Origin of the sequence: Parabacteroides leei (genome assembly GCF_023369805.1) — a bacterium.
Taxonomy (GTDB): Bacteria; Bacteroidota; Bacteroidia; order Bacteroidales; family Tannerellaceae; genus Parabacteroides; species Parabacteroides leei.
Genome location: NZ_JAMBQG010000003.1, coordinates 192,550 through 212,941, shown reverse-complemented (window position 1 = coordinate 212,941; position 20,392 = coordinate 192,550). Strand labels below are relative to the sequence as shown.

The window sequence follows — 20,392 nt, the reverse complement described above, 5'->3', positions numbered from 1 at the left end:
TCGTGAGAAATATTGATTTTTATGGGTTGATATGTATATACCAATACCCTATGCCTTGAACATATCCAAATGCACAAAGCAGCATGACTTACAGCCTGTAAGTCAAAACATCAGGAAATTATGGAAGGAGGGGCGCGTAAACCGTGAAATTGGTTTGCTTCTGCGGATTTATAGAATGAAATAAATTCTCCGTACTCAAAGTCGGAGGTTGATTCTCCCGAATCGTAGATTAAGAAATCCGCAGCTAAAAAGAATATCGGGAATAAATGTGTAAGATCATGGTTTTGACAAGAAGAAACCTTGCACTTAGTTTCATTTGTCGTTTTGGGTGAAGTATATTTAGATTCAGCAATACAAGATTGTTCATGGTCACTGTCATTAGGTAACTCACGATGGTCTGTATGTTCATCGTTTACCTGATTATCCTGTTCGCATATCTCCATAACAATACACACCAATCCCTCATGATGATGATGTGGTACTATTGCAAGTATCAGTAATACTAAACTTGACAATGCAACAAACGATATGGAAATAATTCGTTTCACTAAATCTTTTTTTACCTGTGCAAAGATAAAATAAAAAGTCATGCAACTAAGTTGCAATCTTATCACATTTTCCGCAATAGCCTTTAATTACGAAATTAACGCTCTCCAATTCCATATTTCCCGGTAGTTCTATTTGAGGAACAGGCACGTTTTCCAAACAAAATGCCTTTTTACAGTAGTTACAGTAAAAGTGTAAATGATAATCACCTTCACTACAACCGCAATCCTCCTGACAAACCGAATATTTAACCGAACCTGATCCGTCGTCAAATTTATGAATCAGCCCATTATCATTAAAGAGGTGAATTATACGAGAAATAGTCGATTTATCAATGCTCAATAATTTTTTCTCTAAGTCCCCTAAACTGAATGCTTCGGTGAACTTTAGCATTGTATCCCATACTAAAATCCGTGTAGATGTGGGCTTTATGCCTTTTCCTTCTAATAATTTTATGATAAAATCGTCCACGTATTTCAAAGATTATTTATGTTATTTATTCTATAACAAAAAGGATGTGTCAAATGATGCTGATTTTAAAATCACTGCACATCCTTTTTGCATATAATATCTTAATTATGATGGTTGCCCTTATTATGAGAGCCATCGGCACTTCCATTGTGATTGTGGCTCTTATCAGTACAGGTATTCACATCATGATTTTGTTCCCCATTGTGATTATGACTTGCATCAGTGCAAGTGTTCACATCATGGTTTTGTTCTCCATTGTGATTATGGCTTGTATCTGTACAAGTATTCACATCATGGTTTTGTCCGTTATTGTGATTATGGTTTGCATCAGTACAAGTATTCACATCGTGGTTTTGTGTGTTGTTATGATTGTGGCTTACATCCATGCAGGTATTGGAATCATGGTTATTTCCTCCATGTCCTGTGCCTGTGCCATTGTGATGGGTACCGTCATGTTTAATTCCTGAATGTTGGGAATTTGTACAAACCTGATGTGTTCCGTCTGCAAGTATATCGCAGTTTTCGTGATTTCCGGCAGCACACTGATTCAGCACGCTGCTTTTGTAGATATCGCCATTTGAAAAACCGAGTGTAGATGCACGAAGCTCCAAACTTTGATCTATATCTCCAAAGTTGCTATCATCATCCTGGCTACAAGAAACGAATGTGATAACCGATGCGAGAACCGCTAATGAATAAAATACTCTTTTCATATTCCTTTATTGTTAAAATGTTATATGTTAATATACCGCATAAGAGTAATTATACCCTACCAAAAAATAAAATAATTTTTAACTTGAACGGAGAAAGACACTTCTCATAATTTTACCACAAGATTATCTCCTATTTTTGTAGAGGGCTTTTTCTCAATATACTCCCGTAATGAAAAATCTTTTCTCAATGCTCTATCAGAAATAAAAAGTATTGAACCGCCATAAATATCGGACATAATATCATCCTTTTCAGCTATGATAACACTCTCTCCTAAATATACTTTCATATTCTCTGGACGGCGGATTCCATAAACAATGTATTGTTTTGAATTTTCTGATAACTCAATCCCACTCTTACACATATTTTCATAACCGACATAGCTGTTCAGAAAAGGCATTTCAAAGGATACAATAAATATCACGGTTAAAATCCCTATTGATATGCTGTTAATCGAACGAATTATATTCTTTCGGAAAATCAGAAAATATAAAGAAAGGAATCCAAATAGAGCAAGTGAAATTAATCCCCATATTATGGAAGTGTGAATTTCATTCAACCAAGAAAATGTAATATCATTTTTACTCAATAAAAACAACGGCAAAGCCATTATTGCTATGAGAGATAACGCTATCATAAAATATACAATCCATTTCTTATTCTTTAATCTCATCAATATAATAACTGACAGATAAGCCACAAAAGGAAATACAGGCAACATATAAATTTCAATCTTTGCACTTACAATAGATAAGACAAGAAATGACGTTAAAACAACAGTCAAAAACAATTTATCTATATCTGTTTTTATCAGCTTATTTTTAATCCCTAACAGGATAAGGGCAAAGAATAAAATTGACCAAGGAGCGAAGGAATACCAAAATACCTGAAAATAATAATAGAACGGCTCCTTATGATGGAATGAGCTAACAGCACGGTTGAATGTCTGATTAAAGAGTAAATCGTTCAAATAACTATTTCCCGCTTCAACCCACACTAAGCTGAACCAAACAGAACAAAGCAATAAGAGTATTCCCCAAGTTCTAAACCCTAAATATTTTCCACTATCCTTAATTTTCCCTTTTATAGTTAGAAATGTCAGTATAGAGACTACCGGAATAATTATTCCGATTGGCCCTTTACTGAATATTGCGAGGAAAATACAAAGAGGAAGCAAATACTTATCATATTTTCTCTCTCTGCCTGAATACATTCTATAAAAAACATATAATGCCAATGTTATAAACATAGACATTAACATATCCATTCTTAGAATAATGGCTCCACCCATAAATAGAGCGCTTGTGAACAATAATAGTTTTGCACTGGATTGATATTCGTTTGGAAGTTCAGCTCGTGTCCACCTGTCCATCGTAAACTGAATGACAAAAGCGGGTAGTAATGAGAATAGCGACAAGAACCATATTTGATGACTTCCGAATATCTTTTTTCCGAGCATTATAATCCAGAAATATAAAGGCGGTTTATCGGCATATATTTCACCATGATTATAAAATGAGAAAAAATTCCCTGTTTTTAAGGCATCATCAACTATATTCAAATATCTAAGTTCGTTTGCAGGCGTATAATCCCGGAGTAGGATTAATGGGAACATTAATGCAAAAACAAGAATATAGTAGATGTGGTCAATCGTAAATAATCGTTTTAATGTCATAGTTAATAATTAAGGATTAACACCTATTGATTTTCCATTGAGTTAAACCACTCAATAAATGATTTTATTCCTTCCGGTAATACTGTTTTGGGCTTATAATGAATGTATCTGGTCAATTTGCTTATATCAGCATAGGTTTCCTTTACATCACCGGATTGAAAAGGGTACATTTCCAAATGAGCGTCTTTTTGCATTTCATATTCAATCGCTTCTATAAACTGGAGTAAATTAACTGGCTTTGAATTGCCGATATTAAAAATCTGATAGAAAGCGGAATCTGAATTTTTATCCGGAGTTTTATCCAAGAGTAAGACGATGCTTTTTATAACATCATCTATATAGGTGAAATCTCTAAGCATATCCCCATTATTAAAAACCTTGATTGTTCTGCCCTCCCGAATAGATCTTGCGAAAATCATCGGAGCCATATCAGGTCTTCCCCATGCTCCATATACAGTAAAAAGTCTTATTCCTGTGGAGGGCAAATTGAACAAATGACTATAAGAATGAGCCATCAGTTCATTACTTTTTTTTGTTGCAGCATAAAAACTGGCAGGATTATCAACTGTGGCAGATTCCTTAAAAGGAATTTTATTGTTCAATCCATAAACCGAAGAACTGGAAGCATATATAAGATGCTTGATATTATTATGCCTGCAACACTCTAAGATATTTACAAAGCCAAGAATGTTAGAGTTGATATAAGCATGGGGATTTTCTAAAGAATACCGAACCCCCGCTTGTGCTGCCAGATTGATAACATAATCAAATTGATACTTCTTAAAAAGAACACCTAATTGTATAAAGTCCGTAAGATCAATCTTTCCAAAATCATAATTGCAATAAAATGAACTATGGACTACTTCATTTTCTGTTATATCCTCTTTTCCTATTCCACATTCAGACAACCTGCCATATTTTAGGTTTACATCGTAATAGTCATTTATATTATCTATTCCCACAACGAAATTCTCTTTATTTTCAACCAATGCTTTTACCAAGTGAAATCCGATAAATCCTGCACTGCCTGTAACTAATATTTTCATTTAATCTCTTTTTTAGATTCATCCTCATTACAGTTTTTTATAATCAACCACACATTTCTGGAATATGTGATAAAACCAAAACTTTGACCAATAAGCAATACCGGATCTTCTCTGAATATTGCGTATGCAATAGTTATCAGAGAACCTATTATACTCAACAGCCAAAAGTTTAAGGGAAGGACAGATTCACCTCTCAATCTTGAATGCCACCATTGATAAACAAAGCGGAAAGTGAAAATTATCTGACCTGCGGAACCAAATAGAAGTAACCATAACGATATATTTGAAAATAACCTGTCAATGCTTACTTCATTGTTATATAGCACATAGCAAAGTGCGGCAGCAGGTATTAAGAGAATTACTGTTCTTATAGCTAAATGGATTTTTTTCCAGTTGTTTTTACTATTCAAATTCCATATATAGATATAATAGGAGAATAGTTGTCCGAGAATTATTACAAAATCTCCCCTTAGCCACCCATATATAGAAAATAATATAGAAGCTAATAAACTTAACTGCCAATAGATAGTCGGAGATACAACTTTTTTAGCCTTTTCCGATAAAATCCACTGAATAAGCATTCTGGCAGAAAATAACCCCTGTGCTAAAAAACCTAAAACAAAATACCAAATGTCGTTATTCACTTTTTGCTATGGCTTAATTAATACCTTCTTTTTCAATAGTATAGTTTATGTACCGTTTCTTCATCCATCGGAAAGCAAAGCAATCCATAAAAGGACTAACCAACCTGTTCCATAAATGAAATTTTGATTGACCTGCGGTACGTTCAAAATGCCTAACAGGAACCTGCTTTACCCTGCCATGTTGTAACTGAAGGAGAGCAGGTAGGAAACGGTGCATCCCCGTAAACATCGGAATGCGTTTAGCGTATTCGGTATGAATAATTTTTAGTGGACACCCCGTATCTTCTATGCCGTCATTAGTCATCATGCGGCGAAAACTATTGGCTATTTTCGACGATAGTTTTTTTCCTAAACTATCTTTGCGTCCTGTACGGATACCCATTACCATTTCATATTCATTTCTATATGGCAATAAAAGTTCAAAATCTTTAGGCGCTGTTTGTAAATCAGCATCTATATATCCGACAAATGACGACTGGGCTATATCTATCCCTGCTTTTATAGCTGCGCTTAATCCGCAATTTCGAGCAAAACTTATATAAAAAAGATGACGGTTTCGCTGACACACTTCCTGTATCAATGTTTTGCTTTGGTCTTTCGATCCATCATCAACGAATAGTATGCAGGTTTTTACTGATGAAGAACATACATATTCAGATAGTTCCTTTTCAAGTTTGTTTATATTTTCTTCTTCATTATAAACAGGAACTATTATGGTTAAATCATAATCTTTTGTAGAGTTCATATCATTTATATTTTAAAATTGCATTGAAAGCGATAAACCACCCTGCTGACCTGTGTAATAGGGGTAAAAAGCAAGATTTCGTTTGTTCTTTTTCTCCTGACCACCTTTAAATATTTTCTTTTCAACAGTAGGATAGAGCCAATAGGCAAGTTTTGTACTTAATATGCCAAGCCCGGCACCGAATGCGACGTCGCCTACCCAGTGCTTATTATTGTATATGCGGAATGCTCCGGTTCCCGCAGCGATAGTATATCCCGCTATTCCATACCAGATTGAAACATCTTTATATTCTTGCCAAAGAAATTCAGCACCCATAAAAGCGATTGCCGTATGCCCTGACGGAAAAGAATTTTTTGCGGATTTATCTGGTCTTTCAACTCGTGCCGTATATTTTAAACCATTCACTGAAGCCGCCGTGAACAGGCTTGCCATTCCTAAAATAATCGTCCTGTCTTTGAAATTGTGTTTGCCTTTTATCCCGACTAAGTTTAAAGCATATACACTCGCCGCAGGTACATATTGCGTTATATCATCAATCTGAAACTTTTCAGGTTTGTGTGTTATTACTTCATGCCCTATGGCATAGTTTAATAGGCGATTTTTGGGCGCTAATGTTGCTTCTATTGTTCCGTACAACATCAGGGATGCAGGTATTATTAATTGTTTATATGAGAATTTATAGTCATTTACCTGAATACTATCGCTTTCAGAAAGCGTGTTATTATTTGTTTGGGTATAAGCATTTGGGAGTGAAACCGAAAGTAATAACACAATGGTACACAATGCTTTTGTCAATTTTAAAAACATCTTATTTATATTATTTTTTTGGGATTGTTCGGAAAATTAGATATAGCGGTGGCTTAGTATCTACCGGAAGATAGATTACAAGCACAAAGGATAAAGACTATAATTTAGTCTTTCTGTTATGAAAAGGTGAAAGGAGGTGCCCGCAAACCATGAAATTGATTTGCTGCTGCGGATTTATAGCTTAGTATATACTCACCGTAATCAGATTCGATAAATGAACTATCTAAACTATAATTAAATAAATTTCCAACAAGGAAAAAGATAGGAAATAAAACAGTATCATTTTGATTATCTGATACTTTTAGTTTTGTTTCATCAACAGATGTAGGAATGATGAATTTTGATTTAGCAATACAGGTTTCATCGTGATTTTGCTCACTATCCGTATCGCTGTGATGTGTATGTTCATCGTTTATTGCATTATCCAACTCACACAACTCGATAACAATGCAGGCTTTCCCACCATGATGATGATGTGGAATAACTGCAAAAACCAAAAATAGTATGGTTGAGAGTACAATAGCGGATATGGAACATTTATTTTTCAAACTTAATATCTTAACTGTGGTTAGATAATTTTATTATAGGCAATGTGTTTTAAAAAAGGGATTCAATAAAGAAATTGTTTCCCCTTTATTGAATCCCATCGTACATAAAGGTTATTAATGGTGTTTACCATCATGCGAACCGTGTGAATGACCATCTTTGTCATGTGTTCCATGATCGGTTCCATTGTGATGGGTGCCGTCATGGTTTTTCCCTGAATGGTCGGAATATGCGCAGGCTTCGTGAGTGCCATCGTTATAAATATCACAATTTTCATGATTTCCCGCTGAACATTGCTCTGCTACACTTGCTTGGTAAGCTGCAACATCATCAAATCCTAAAGCCGCAGCTCTGGCTTCAATATCTTGTTTTGCTGATGTCCCAAAATCTTCATGGTCGTCATTACTGCAAGCAACGAATGTTACTGCAAATAAAACTACTGCCAACGAATAAAATAACTTTTTCATTTGATCTACTAATTTACGAATTTGTACTTTGTTTTTTTCTGAAGCGCTTTCGTAATAGTAACCGCATAAAGCAGGGTTTACCCTACCATAAATCAAAAAATAATTTCAAGAAATACCGTTGGAGTAAATGGAGTTGCTTTTGTGAAGATATTTGTTGCAGTATTTTGACCGGAAATCTGATAGTTGTATTTTATATTCTTAGTACCAAACACATTCAATAGCGATACGCCTGCTTGCAGCCTTACTTTCTTTATTTGTGCCCTGTATGTAGCACCTATATCAAAGCGGCTGTATGGCTCATCGGAATAATCCGTATGTTCGTGTTCGGAGCCATGCTGTCCTTCCTCATTGCCTTGTCCATGTCCGTGCCCTCCAGTGGAAATATAAGAAAAGCCTGTACCATAAACATAACTCAACGAAAAATAGAAAGGATCGAATGCCCCGATACCTCCGACTTTTATTTCATGCGAAAGTTCGTTTTGCGGTTTACTAAGGCGGTTGATGGAATACGAGCCATATAAAGTATGATTTCTGATTAGCTTTTTGGCAAACAAGTCTGCTCCTAAAATCGTATTATCTATTTTATAGACTGTATTATCCAAAAAATACTGACTGTTTTTTGTAGTCTTATAATATCCTTCCATACTGACCAAGAAGCCGTTTTTACTGTATGCAATACCTGCGGTAGTGTGCATTGCCTTTGTAAAGGTACTGTCTGCCATAGTCCATACGGTTTGAAATCCCGATTCATCATATTGGTATGCGGTACGGGTAAGAAACTGATTGTATAGTCCCCACGAAGCAGTTGCAGTTAGTTCTTCCGATATTTTATATGTGCCGGATAAACGGGGCTGTACATAGACTTTTTTATTCAATGGCATATCCACCCGTACACCTGCACTTAAAGTCAAATTATCCAATAATATATTATCTGTAATATAGACTGTCGGCTTATCCAGTTCTCCGCATAGCTCGTTCAGACTTACCCTGTATTGTTGCCACTCCCCGCCAACTTGTACTTTGTTACGGCTTCCGATATTAAAGTCATGGTTAAGTCTTACCGAAAACTCCTGTACCTCATTATCCAGATGACTAACATCGTCTGTTGTCGGCTTTTTATCTCCCAGTATTGTGAGATTATCCAACAAAGAGGTAAGCCGTGAGAATGTAGCCACAACTTTTGTAGTTGAGCCGTTTTCCCATACCCGTTTATAAGAAGCCGCCCCACCATATTGCCTGTTCTTTTCAGAAGCATTGACATCATACTCGTTTGGTTGATTTACCGAGTATTTAAAGCGGTCATTAGCTCCATACAGGCTGATGTAATAGGAATCATCCTTAAATGCTTTTCCTGATAGCTTTAAATTGGCATCATTGAAATGGTAATCAGGCTTTATATATATGCTTGAATAAATCGTTTGTGGATTATTTTCACTATTGGATAAATCCACATTCTCATTGTTATACAGGTTATAGAAAGTCTGCCTGTAAGCAGCAGAGATATTCAATTTCTTTGTCAAGGGTACCGAAGCAAAAAGGTTCATTGTATAATTGCTGACAGTTGCTTTTACAGACGGAGCATTAAAATTACCGTCTATACCTGTTATCTCCGTAATGGCACCGATACGTCCGCCCTGATTGGAGCCGTACCCGCCTTTCAAGATGCGTATGTCTTTTACCATATAGGGATTGACCGAACCTATATGGTCGTTATAGTTCTTTATACCGAATAGCGTATATCCGTCGTATGTTATCTTGCTTTCACCCATATTACTGCCCCACACAATCAGGTCTTCCGATGGCTCGCCCGATGCTCTTACTCCGGGCATCATCCGCATAAGGTTAAATACGGAATTATCATTGCTTCCGGGAATATATTTTGAAATTTGATGATTGATGCGGATTTCGCCGGGACTATTGCCGGATTGGATAAGCATTGTGGCGGGAGCAGGACTGACGATTACTTCATCCATAGTAAAAACAGCAGATTGTAGCCGGATTTCGTTTAGTCCGGGAGAAAGAATAGTATCTTGTGCCTGATAGCCCAAATACTGCACTTGTACACGCTGATTTCCTTTTTTCTCGGTTTTGAAAGAAAAATAACCTGCTTCATCAGTTGAAACGGTCTTTTCGGGAGTAGTGATATAAGCGTAAGGTAAACCTTCTTCGCTATCTGCATCCCTTATTGTCCCTGAAAACGTATAGTACCGCTTAACTTCAACAACAGGCGGTTGCTCTATCTTTTCAGTATAGGAAGCGATAACATAAACTCCGTTTATATTTTCGTGGCGAAACGGTTTATCTTTCAGCAAAAAATCAAGTGCGCTTTGAGGATTATTAAATTTTCGATTGACCGTTACCTTATATTGGGAAAGGGCATTATCATCAAAAGAAATTTCTACGGGTAATCCCCGCAGAACATCGTTAAGGGGCTTGTCATTAACGACCAAATGCAGCTCTTGTGAAAAAGCTGCAATTGTGCCTGTAAGGGTTATTATAAGTATAACTATAAATTTCTTCAATTACTTTATCTTAAATTCTATTCCGAACGGTTTACCTACTATTTTAAGCACATCATTCGGATCTTTAGCTTTCGTAAAATTACCTGAATATGAATAATTCAGATTTGAATTAGGCAATACTTCAATATCATACTGTCTTTCAATCTCCTGAATTACATCTTGCAAAGGTACGCTAACAAAAACAAATTTACCATGTTTCCAATTAATAGATTCTTTCGCATCTTCGACATCATTAGTGGTAAGTTTGCCATTACTTAATAATGCCTGCATATTCGGGGTAAGTATTACTGATTCCGATTTATCCGAAACATTCACCTTTCCGGTAAGACAGGTTACCTTAAAATTTTCGGCACGGGAAAACACATTAAAACTTGTTCCCAGTACACTTACAGTGTATTGCCCGGAACGTACATCAAATGTGCTTCCTTTTTCAACTTCAAAATATGCTTCGCCTTTCAGTTCTACATCACGGGAAATAAACCACCAGAGAGGTTTATAGCCGATTTTACTTTCGGCATTCAAATCTACTTTAGAGCCGTCGGGTAAAACCACCGCCAGATGTGTACCTCTTTCAGCAACTTCATTTTTTGTATAGAAAAATGCTATGGAGGGTAGAATTATAGCTATTGCAGCAATAGATGCAGCCGCATAAAACCACAATGATCTTTTTCGGGGAGCCATTTCAATAACTTTGGGAGTTTCTTCCAATCCTTCAAAGACACTATCCCAAATATCTTCTTTGCTTTTACTCCATTTAGGGGTTATTTTAATATCATCCGTTTTCATATCTTCTTTAATTATAATAGTTCTGTCCTAAGAAATTGCAAAGCAGCGCTCATCCGTTTTTCGACAGCTTTTACGCTTATATCCAAACATTGGGCTATTTCACTATACTTTAGTTCATCATTCCGGCTCATCAGGAAAACAACCCTTTGTAATTCCGGCATCTTTTCTAATGCTTTAGCATAAGTAGATGCCAATTCTTCAAAGTTTAATTCATCTTCGGGCGACAAGGGACTATCAATCTGAATACTCATACTCACCTCATAATCTAAACGGGTAGAACTTTTTCGATAATTGCTTATAACCATATCGTTTGCTATCTTATAAAGCAATGGTTTTAAATTAAGGTTATCCAGTTGTTCCCGTTTCTCCCAAATCTTCATAAAGACATCCTGTGCCATATCCGATGCTGCATCCCTATCGCCACAGCGATAGAAGATAAAACTTCGAATCGTATCAAAATACTTATCGAATAATTGTTTGAACTCTGCTTTGCTTATCATCCAGTTGGACATTTTACTATTATACCGCATGAAGATATAAATACCCTACATGAAATTATAAAGATTTTTGGTAATCAACTTTCAACACACCCGAATCATATACTTTTGTCTTTATTATTTCCCACTTAGATTCCTTGTTTTGTTCAGGAAATAAAGATATGCCTTTGCCCAAAATTATGGGGAAGTAGCAAATTTGCATTTCGTCAATCAAATCTGCGGCGAGCAACATTGAAATTAATTCTCCGCCTCCAACTAACCAAATATCTTTACCTTCCTGATTGCGAAGTTCAGAAATCGTTTCAATAATATTCTCCGTGATAAAACGTACATTCTCCTTTGTATCCCATTCATGGTGGGATACAACATAAGCCATCTGTTCCGAATATGGCCAAATTACATCCATGTTCATAATTTCACGGTAAGTACGACCGCCCATAATAACCGTATCAACCGAAGCTGATAGATTTTTGCAACCGTAATCTGTCTTTTCACGATTTGGGCATCCGGTAAGCCATTCCAATCCGCCGCCTGGCTCTGCAATCCGTTGGTCAAGTGATGCAGCGATGTAAAGGATAATTTTTTTCATGCTACTGAATTTAATTGTTTATACCATTGCTCGCTGTATCTCAAAAAAGAAGCGTGGAACTCACACTGCTCCGATACGAGGTACTGGTATACCTTTGAAAGAAACAGGCAAGCCCACGCCATACTCTCGTATAGCATGAACATTGCGCTATCTGTCCCTTTCAGTTGAAAATTACCAGTTTTCGTATCGAGACGTTCAGCGAACGTTATGTTATATATAAACGGAATTAATCCGCTAAAATTCTATTTATCTGGTGCAAAGATACCAAATTAGTTTAAGGTATTAAAGTCTTTCCAGTTGAGATTGTTGGTGCAAGGTGCAAGTATCTATATATAGATAAACTTGCACCTTGCACTACGTCTAAAAGATTATTTTTCAAAACCTTTGGTGATTTCAAAAATTGTAGTAACTTTGAACCCAAGTTTTATGCAGACAAATTGGCGTCAATAGCAGCCAGAACTGCCAAGAAAATAAGGCAGAAAAGGATATTGCTCCAATTCGTACCACATAAACAAAAAAAGATTTTTAATCACTGAATATATGCGTTTTGCGGTCGCGGGTTCGAGTCCCGTCCGGACCGCTTTCGAAGAAAGCAAAATATAGTAAAGCTCTGCAATTTATATTACAGGGCTTTTTCTTTTTCATCGATTTGGTATACCTTGAACCACTCACAAAGTAGTTTTGTTTCTCCTGTAAGCTTTTTCCCTATTTTTTCTAATAATAAAGAATAATATTCCGTATGTATTCTTAACCAGTTTTCTAAATTACCATCACCCTCGGCAATTGCAAATTCTTCTGTTATGTTTTGAAATTCAATAATTTCAATCTTGTTGATCTGTATGAAACATACCTCTCTACCATGTGAATCCAATATAGAGGCATATTCATTCTCTTTTATTGTTTCTTTTAGGTTCATACAGTAATAGTCATATAAGGAAGATGTTGCTATCTTTTCTTTTGTTTGAACTTTCTTTGCTAATTTATCGGTAGTAGTTCCAAACTGTATTTTATGTTTTATTTCCATTTTTATTGTATTTGGCTTTTTGCCAATAAAGTAACTCTAATAAAACTTATCCTCGTTTAGCACTTTGATTATGGTTTTAGCGATACGGTCAGCTTTAGTTTGTTCTGTTTTGGCAGAATTGATCCAGTCGATAAATGCCTTTTTCTGACCATTGCTATAAGTTTCAAACTTTTCCAGTGCTCCTTCTTCATATTCCATACATAAAAGCAATTCTTCCGGAATTATCAATGGAGTTTTATCCTCGTGTAAAGTAATATGAACTGTGTCAGGAGCTTCCTTTTTGATTTTCTTCCTTATTGCCGACTTGATGGGCAAGCCGATGTTTCCGTTTCCAATAGGCATCATATTCAAATTAGAAAACTCATAATCATCAATCTTTCCTTTTACTTTCAACATCCCAAATGATGTTTTGGGCATAGGGATTTCAGGAATTTCGACAAAGGTCCAACCTCCTTTACCTCCAATTTTGAACAATATATAATCTTTGTCTACTAATGGTTTTTCTGTATTCATAATATGATATTTCTATTTTAGTTTTGAAACAAAGATACTAAGTACGGATGACAGCAGTATGTCAGCAGTACAAATTATTTTTAATTCTCTGTTTACCAGACGTAGAAGAAAGTTCCTTCTTTCGTACGACCCTCGAAAGATGTAAAGTAAAGCCCTGTAATTATCACATTGCAGGGCTTTTTCTTTACTTTGATAAAAGACTCATTATCATAAAGATACTATATGATCTCTGTATTGTCTTAATTCTGTTTCACTAAGTTGTTTGATTGCCGCATCCAAATCTTTTAATATCCGGACTTTATCGTTAGGAATCATACCTACGAATGGAATTGCAGTTGAAACCGTATTTCCCAGTAAAGTTGTCTTTATAGTAAGTGTTGAAATAAATGTTCGTAATTCTAACAAATCAATCACACAGGTTGCTTATTCACTGGGATTCCAGTATACTCAACATTTCGTTCGCTTCTTTAAGAAATATGGAAGTATGACACCCAGTGAATATAGATGCGTAAGTTCGTCTTTATAACCCGGTTGTCCGTTCCAGTTCTTCGGGGTAACGGTTGCCTGTCAGTTTTATTTTTGAACTGGCTTCATTGATGTTTTTCAATTCATCATCCGTCAAGTGAATTTCGGTTGCACCCAGGTTCTCTTTCAGGCGGTGCAGTTTGGTCGTTCCCGGTATGGGAACAATCCACGGCTTTTGTGCCAGCAGCCATGCCAATGCTATTTGTGCAGGTGTTGCTTCTTTCTCTGCGGCAATCTTTTTCAGCAAATCGACTATCACCTGGTTAGCATCGAGTGCATCCTGTGTAAAACGTGGGAGCTTATTGCGGAAATCATCTTTGCCGAATGTAGTCTGTTTGTTAAAACTTCCGGTCAGATATCCTTTACCAAGCGGACTGAACGGAACGAGGCTTATCCCCAATTCTTCCAACGTAGGTATGATCTCTTCTTCGGGACGACGCCACCAGAGAGAATATTCACTTTGCAGTGCAGTAACCGGTTGAACGGCATGTGCCCGGCGAATGGTTTTAGCTCCGGCTTCCGACATACCGAAATATTTTACTTTCCCTTCCTGGATGAGGTCTTTTACGGTTCCGGCAACCTCTTCGATAGGAACATTCGGGTCTACACGATGTTGATAAAGCAAATCGATATAGTCCGTCTTTAATCTTTTCAGGGATTTTTCTACTACCTGACGGATATGTTCAGGGCGACTGTTAGTTCCGGCTTGTTTGCCATCGACTATATTGAAGCCGAACTTAGTGGCTATAACTACTTTATCCCGGAAAGAGGCAACTGCTTCACCTACCAGTTCTTCGTTGGTATAAGGACCGTATACTTCGGCTGTGTCGAAAAATGTTTCCCCAAGTTCGTAAGCAGAACGAATTACCTGTATCATTTCGTTACGGTCGGGAAGGGGATCGTAAGCAAAACTCATACCCATGCAACCCAGTCCGATGGCCGACACTTCCAGCCCGTTGTTTCCTAATTTTCTTGTTTTCATATAATCTTTTTTTATTAATAGTTCTTGTTGCGTTTCCCTGTTACATCTAACAATGTATTACTACCGAAAGCGGGTGGCCACACATTTATGTTGCAAAGTACGGAAGAACAAATGATAGATTTTGTAGATAGATTACGGATATAGTAACCATTATTACTGGTTGTTTGGGAAACTGGTCTAGGAAAACGAGAGGCTTTTGCTTCCTATATCTATAAGTGTGCATCACGGTCTTATGGATGGATGAAATGTTGCCGAATTTATACAGAAAATAAATGAATGCCAGTCCGCATTGTGATTATAAACATGGACTGGCATTGATTGTAACATTTATCAATTCATTAATCTGTAATCACTTGGCGAACTTCCTACAACTTTTTTAAACATTCTGCTAAAATGGTGCGGATATTTAAAACCTAATTCATACGCAATCTCATTAATCGATTTATCAGGACTATACAGTTTATCCTTAGCTATCTCGATAATCTTTATTTGAATATATTCTTGTGCAGACTTTCCCGTTTCCCTTTTTATCAAATCCCCGAAGTAGTTGGCTGACAAATGGAACTCATCCGCAAAATACTGAACAGAAGGCAAGCCGATAGTCTCCGGTTTATCCGACTCAAAATAGTTACCCAATAACAGTTCAAACTGGCTTAATGTATCTTTATTTACATTCTCACGGGTAACAAACTGACGGTCATAAAACCGTAAACAGTGATTCAAAAACACCCCGATATTTGCCGTAAGAATTGATTTACTGTGCTTGTCAATCGAATGTGTGAGTTCTTCCCTTATTTCCTGAAAAGAATTGATGATAATCTGCCGTTCACGTTCCGACATATGCAAAGATTCATTCGATTCATAGGAGAAGAAAGTATATTCTTTCATTTTTTGAGCCAATAAAGTTCCCCGAATCAAATCAGGATGGAAACAAAGTCCCCAGCCTTTCATTTCGAAAACTTCGCCTGTATCGTCTTTTCCTGCAACCTGTCCCGGTGCAATAAAAACGAGTGTACCCTCCTGATAATCATAGGTGTGACGTCCGTAAATTAAATCACCGCACTTTACATCCTTCAGGAAAACAAAATAGAATCCATATCTTTTACGTACATGGTGAAATTGCTTCTTTACTTCCGAAAAGTCAATGCAACTGATTAAAGGATGCAATGTTTCAATTCCAAGAAAAGTATTATAATCATGTATTGTATCAAAATTCATTATAGTGCTCATACGTTCTTATTTTAATGTTACTACAAAAATATATTATATTATCCGAATCTGTATCATGCTGTATACCAAATCTGTAATTATGGTATAAGAACCTGTAATCAGTCTATGGACATGAGGTTGTTTTCACTCTAATTTTGTATCGTGATAGTTTAAGAACATCAATTTGAATATATATGAAAATAAAAGGAATTACATTGATGCTGGCAATAAGCGCCTTTATAGTATCAGGATGCAAGTCGCAAGATGATCGTAAAGACGATGGACTGCTTGTCATAAAAGAGCAGGGGAGTTTCGCAGTGGGTGGAAGTATCATTACCAATCCTGGAACGTTCAATCCCATAACACGTACACCGGAAGGACAGACTTTCCATGGAGATCATGCGTATATCACCTATCAAATTCCCGACAAAGCCCGTAAATTACCTCTAGTATTCTGGCATGGTATCGGACAATTTTCAAAAACATGGGAAACTACTCCTGATGGGCGGGAAGGGTTTAATAACATATTTCTCCGGAGAGGTTTCGGAGTATATCTTATAACTCAGCCACGGAGAGGTAATGCCGGACGGAGTACCGTACCTGTAACCATAAATCCGGTTCCTGATGAACAGGAATGGTTTAGTACATTTCGTCTCGGAGTATATCCCGATTTCTTCGAAGGCGTACAATTTGATAAGAGCGAAGAGACGCTCAATCAGTATTTCCGTCAGATAACCCCCAATATAGGCGAATTCGATACAGACGTAATTACTTATGCCACTTCCGAACTATTCAATAAAATAGGCGAAGGTGTTTTGGTAACGCATTCCCATTCGGGAGGTTTCGGTTGGTTGACGGCAATAAGGAATGACAAGGTAAAAGCCATTGCATCCTACGAACCCGGTAGCGGTTTTGTATTCCCAGAAGCAGAAGTACCCGAACCGATTCAAAGCTCTGCGGGAGCATTGGTTGCCAACAGTGTATCTATGCAGGAATTTATGAAACTCACCAAAATACCTATTGTGATTTATTACGGTGATTTTATCCCTGAACAACAAATCGAAAACCCCGGTATAGACGGTTGGCGTGTCCGTCTGCAAATGGCAAGATTGTGGAGAGACGTAGTTAATAAATACGGTGGAGATGTAACGGTGGTACACTTACCGGAAATAGGAATAAAAGGGAATACACATTTCCCATTTTCTGATCTCAACAATATAGAGATAGCCGATTTACTGTCGGCATGGTTGAAAGAGAAAGGACTGGATTAAGAAAAACTTTAAAACAAAGAATATGAAGAATCTATTTTTGGCAGTAATAATGATATTGGTTGTAAGCCCGTTATCGGCATGTTACGGTAATGATGATTTAGAACAGGCACAGGAAACACCCGAAGTGACAGACCGTAAAATACTGATTGCTTATTTCAGTTGGGGTGGTACGACGCAACAGGTTGCGGAGAATATTGCAAAAGAAACAGGAGGAACACTTTTCAGAATCGAAACAGTAAATCCATATCCTACCGAATATACTCCATGTACCGAAGTGGCAAAAGTGGAACGTGACAACGGGGTACGTCCTGAACTGAAAGTTATCGTAGAAAACATGGAACAGTATGATACAATCTTTATCGGTTGCCCTGTCTGGTGGCATACAGCACCTATGGCCGTGTGGTCTTTCCTTGAAAGTGACAACTATAATTTCAGAGGTAAAACAATCATTCCGTTTTGTACTTACGCAGCTACTTACAGGGATGAAACATTGGCTAAAATAGTGGAATTAACACCTGACTCGGAGCATTTGGAGGGTTTTGGTACGACAAATAAGAATGCTGATGTAACAAGTTGGTTAAAGAAAATAGGAATAATCAATTAATAATAAAATGAAAAGGATCGGTTTATATATAGTAATAGGTATAACGTTATTGGGAATATCCGGTAACATCAATGCACAGAATAATATGTTAGATAAGAAACAAGAAAAAACAGTAACGATTTCCGCTTTTACAGCTCGTGGAGATTTAGATAAGCTCAGACCGGAATTGGCTGCCGGACTGGAAGCAGGGTTGACCGTAAACGAAATAAAAGAAGTATTGGTACATCTATACGCATACAGCGGATTCCCCCGAAGCCTTCGAGGTCTGCAAACTTTTATGTCCGTACTCGATGAACGTAAATCCGCGGGAATTACCGATAATTGGGGACGTGAAGCGTCTCCAATCACCGATACCCGTGACAAATACGAACGGGGTAAGGAGATACTAGCCGAACTATCAGGCACAACACCGCCTGCCGGACGTGCTACAGCCGGCTATGCAGGGTTCAGCCCCGAAATAGAAACTTTCCTGAAAGAACATCTTTTCTCCGATATATTTGAGCGTGATGTACTTACTTATGCACAGCGTGAAATGGTAACCGTTTCCGTACTTATGGGAATTGGCGGAGTAGAACCTATGCTAAACTCCCACATGAACCTTTCACTGAATGTCGGTATAACTCCCGACCAGCTCCGGCAGATGATTCACATCATTGAGGTAAACGTAAGTAAGGAGAATGCCGATGCAGCCAAGCCGGTTCTTGCAGAATTACTGCGAAGCAAGGGATTAAGTGCAGACGCTAATACACCCGCCCCAATAAATGGAGTGCAGATTGAAAAGGTATCTTTCACGAACCGTTTCTCCAACAATGTGGTGGGTAACCTGCATTTTCCTCCTAATTATGATATTAACAAAAAATATCCGGCAATCGTTGTAGGACATCCTTTCGGTGGTGTAAAAGAGCAAACATCCGGTTTGCATGCACGGAAGATGGCGGAACTGGGATATATTACGCTTGCTTTTGATGCTTCGCATTATGGCGAAAGTGGCGGTTATCCGCGTTATATCGAATCACCGGAGGCACGTGTGGAGGATTTCAGCGCAGCGGTAGACTTCTTGAGCAACCACGATAATGTGAATCCAGATGCTATCGGAGTTATCGGTATCTGTGGCGGTGGCGGTTATTCTGTTAGTGCGGCACAAATAGACCACCGCATCAAAGCCGTTGCCACCATCAGCATGTACGATATGGGACGTGCCCGCCGTCAGGGATTGGGCGATGTTATCACTTTCGACCAGCGTATGAAAACACTGGATGATATTGGTGAACAACGAACTAAAGAATTTCATGGAGAAGCAAGAAAAGATATCGCAGCCATTCCTACCGTACTTAGTCCTGATGATACAGAGAATACGCGTGAGTTTTTCGACTATTACCGTACTCCACGCGGTGGGCATGCAAATTCTACGACAAGTTATTCCTATACCAGCCTTGCACCGATGATGAACTTCTTCCCGTTCGCGCAGATCGAAACGATTTCGCCGCGCCCTCTTTTGTTTATCGTAGGTGAACGTGCCGTATCTGCCTATTTCAGTGAAGACGCTTACAGCAAAGCTTCTGAACCGAAAGAACTATTTGTTGTTCCGGGTGCATCCCACGTAGACTTGTATGACAGACCGGAATATATGGGAGTTTCACTACCTAAATTAGATTCATTTTTCAAACAATATCTGAAATAATACCCCAATTATGAAAAGAATAAATATAATTTTCATTGCCGTTACAGCAATTCTGATCACCGCCTGTAATACAAGGAGCGAACAAGCATTAAATGATTCGCAGAGTAAAAACGAACTTATCTTTGAAAAGGGAGACAAAATCGACAGTCCCAATTTCACCGGAAAGGCGTGGCTGAACAACCTGATTTTAGCCGACAGTCTTAATCAAAATGCAGTAGGCTCCGTGACCTTCGAACCCGGAGCCCGTACAAGCTGGCATTCGCATCCGGCAGGACAAATCATACTTGCTTTAGGCGGTATCGGTTACTATCAGGAAAAAGGCAAACCGATTGAAATCATCCGCAAAGGTGAAGTTGTTAAATGTCCGCACAATATACCTCACTGGCACGGAGCAAGTCCCGACAGCGAATTTATTCAGGTAGCAATAACCGGACGGGAGAATGGACCGACTGTATGGTTGAGACCGGTAAGTGATGAGGAATATAATAGTTACAATAAGTAAACGATAGTATCTATTTTATCTATTTTTGA

23 protein-coding genes are annotated in these 20,392 nt (G+C 37.7%); 5 read left to right on the top strand and 18 right to left on the bottom strand.

The window, feature by feature from the left end; translation table 11 throughout:
• Positions 1-110 precede the first annotated feature (110 nt).
• The 16 genes from M1P97_RS06720 to M1P97_RS06645 all read right to left on the bottom strand — a co-directional run bounded on the left by M1P97_RS06720 (position 111) and on the right by M1P97_RS06645 (position 13,589).
• On the bottom strand, positions 111-590 hold the full coding sequence (locus M1P97_RS06720; RefSeq protein WP_163176182.1) for a DUF6769 family protein: 480 nt from the start codon (positions 588-590) through the stop codon (positions 111-113).
• A gap of 4 nt (positions 591-594) precedes the next feature.
• Positions 595-1,017, bottom strand: coding sequence for a Fur family transcriptional regulator (locus M1P97_RS06715; protein ID WP_129733348.1), 423 nt, complete (start codon positions 1,015-1,017; stop codon positions 595-597).
• Between the two features lie 101 nt (positions 1,018-1,118).
• Complete coding sequence (locus tag M1P97_RS06710) at positions 1,119-1,730, bottom strand: hypothetical protein (protein WP_129733349.1); 612 nt, start codon at positions 1,728-1,730, stop codon at positions 1,119-1,121.
• A gap of 104 nt (positions 1,731-1,834) precedes the next feature.
• Positions 1,835-3,403 carry a glycosyltransferase family 39 protein gene (locus M1P97_RS06705; protein WP_129733350.1) on the bottom strand — a complete coding sequence of 523 codons (1,569 nt, stop codon included), beginning with the start codon at positions 3,401-3,403 and terminating at the stop codon, positions 1,835-1,837.
• Between the two features lie 23 nt (positions 3,404-3,426).
• Positions 3,427-4,449 carry an NAD-dependent epimerase/dehydratase family protein gene (locus tag M1P97_RS06700; RefSeq protein WP_129733351.1) on the bottom strand — a complete coding sequence of 341 codons (1,023 nt, stop codon included), beginning with the start codon at positions 4,447-4,449 and terminating at the stop codon, positions 3,427-3,429.
• A complete protein-coding gene (locus tag M1P97_RS06695) occupies positions 4,446-5,030 on the bottom strand; it encodes a lipid-A-disaccharide synthase N-terminal domain-containing protein (RefSeq protein ID WP_203558323.1) in 585 nt (194 codons plus the stop codon). The genes M1P97_RS06700 and M1P97_RS06695 overlap by 4 nt, the downstream gene beginning before the upstream one ends.
• A gap of 76 nt (positions 5,031-5,106) precedes the next feature.
• On the bottom strand, positions 5,107-5,838 hold the full coding sequence (locus M1P97_RS06690) for a glycosyltransferase family 2 protein (RefSeq protein ID WP_129733353.1): 732 nt from the start codon (positions 5,836-5,838) through the stop codon (positions 5,107-5,109).
• Positions 5,839-5,850: 12 nt separating this feature from the next.
• Positions 5,851-6,645, bottom strand: coding sequence for a phosphatase PAP2 family protein (locus M1P97_RS06685; protein ID WP_129733354.1), 795 nt, complete (start codon positions 6,643-6,645; stop codon positions 5,851-5,853).
• A 116-nt stretch (positions 6,646-6,761) separates the two neighbouring features.
• Positions 6,762-7,193: a DUF6769 family protein gene (locus M1P97_RS06680; protein ID WP_129733355.1), complete on the bottom strand. Its 432-nt coding sequence runs from the start codon at positions 7,191-7,193 to the stop codon at positions 6,762-6,764.
• A 114-nt stretch (positions 7,194-7,307) separates the two neighbouring features.
• Positions 7,308-7,658, bottom strand: coding sequence for a hypothetical protein (locus M1P97_RS06675; RefSeq protein ID WP_129733356.1), 351 nt, complete (start codon positions 7,656-7,658; stop codon positions 7,308-7,310).
• A 92-nt stretch (positions 7,659-7,750) separates the two neighbouring features.
• Complete coding sequence (locus M1P97_RS06670; protein WP_129733357.1) at positions 7,751-10,180, bottom strand: carboxypeptidase-like regulatory domain-containing protein; 2,430 nt, start codon at positions 10,178-10,180, stop codon at positions 7,751-7,753.
• On the bottom strand, positions 10,181-10,966 hold the full coding sequence (locus M1P97_RS06665; protein WP_129733358.1) for a FecR family protein: 786 nt from the start codon (positions 10,964-10,966) through the stop codon (positions 10,181-10,183).
• 11 nt (positions 10,967-10,977) lie between these two features.
• Positions 10,978-11,466: an RNA polymerase sigma factor gene (locus tag M1P97_RS06660; RefSeq protein ID WP_129733359.1), complete on the bottom strand. Its 489-nt coding sequence runs from the start codon at positions 11,464-11,466 to the stop codon at positions 10,978-10,980.
• Positions 11,467-11,521: 55 nt separating this feature from the next.
• Positions 11,522-12,052, bottom strand: coding sequence for a dihydrofolate reductase family protein (locus M1P97_RS06655; RefSeq protein ID WP_129733360.1), 531 nt, complete (start codon positions 12,050-12,052; stop codon positions 11,522-11,524).
• A gap of 622 nt (positions 12,053-12,674) precedes the next feature.
• On the bottom strand, positions 12,675-13,076 hold the full coding sequence (locus M1P97_RS06650; RefSeq protein WP_195373613.1) for an ASCH domain-containing protein: 402 nt from the start codon (positions 13,074-13,076) through the stop codon (positions 12,675-12,677).
• Between the two features lie 36 nt (positions 13,077-13,112).
• On the bottom strand, positions 13,113-13,589 hold the full coding sequence (locus M1P97_RS06645; RefSeq protein WP_195373615.1) for a YdeI/OmpD-associated family protein: 477 nt from the start codon (positions 13,587-13,589) through the stop codon (positions 13,113-13,115).
• Between the two features lie 262 nt (positions 13,590-13,851).
• Here M1P97_RS06645 and M1P97_RS06640 point away from each other — a divergent pair, with 262 nt between their 5' ends.
• Positions 13,852-14,115, top strand: a complete 264-nt coding sequence (locus tag M1P97_RS06640) for a helix-turn-helix domain-containing protein (protein WP_229058566.1) — start codon at positions 13,852-13,854, stop codon at positions 14,113-14,115.
• On the opposite strand, the gene M1P97_RS06635 is transcribed toward M1P97_RS06640, so the two are convergent.
• Both M1P97_RS06635 and M1P97_RS06630 read right to left on the bottom strand, forming a co-directional pair.
• Positions 14,110-15,096, bottom strand: coding sequence for an aldo/keto reductase (locus tag M1P97_RS06635; protein WP_249388697.1), 987 nt, complete (start codon positions 15,094-15,096; stop codon positions 14,110-14,112). The genes M1P97_RS06640 and M1P97_RS06635 overlap by 6 nt on opposite strands.
• 330 nt (positions 15,097-15,426) lie before the next feature.
• A complete protein-coding gene (locus M1P97_RS06630; RefSeq protein WP_249388696.1) occupies positions 15,427-16,326 on the bottom strand; it encodes a helix-turn-helix domain-containing protein in 900 nt (299 codons plus the stop codon).
• Between the two features lie 173 nt (positions 16,327-16,499).
• Between M1P97_RS06630 and M1P97_RS06625 the strand changes: the two genes are divergently transcribed.
• Genes M1P97_RS06625 through M1P97_RS06610 form a run of 4 tightly spaced genes read left to right on the top strand, consistent with a single transcriptional unit; the run spans position 16,500 to position 20,363 of the window.
• A complete protein-coding gene (locus M1P97_RS06625; RefSeq protein ID WP_249388695.1) occupies positions 16,500-17,576 on the top strand; it encodes an alpha/beta hydrolase in 1,077 nt (358 codons plus the stop codon).
• A gap of 22 nt (positions 17,577-17,598) precedes the next feature.
• On the top strand, positions 17,599-18,180 hold the full coding sequence (locus tag M1P97_RS06620) for a flavodoxin (protein ID WP_249388694.1): 582 nt from the start codon (positions 17,599-17,601) through the stop codon (positions 18,178-18,180).
• 7 nt (positions 18,181-18,187) lie between these two features.
• Positions 18,188-19,861: a carboxymuconolactone decarboxylase family protein gene (locus M1P97_RS06615; protein ID WP_249388693.1), complete on the top strand. Its 1,674-nt coding sequence runs from the start codon at positions 18,188-18,190 to the stop codon at positions 19,859-19,861.
• 10 nt (positions 19,862-19,871) lie between these two features.
• Complete coding sequence (locus tag M1P97_RS06610) at positions 19,872-20,363, top strand: cupin domain-containing protein (RefSeq protein WP_195373634.1); 492 nt, start codon at positions 19,872-19,874, stop codon at positions 20,361-20,363.
• Positions 20,364-20,392: the final 29 nt, after the last annotated feature.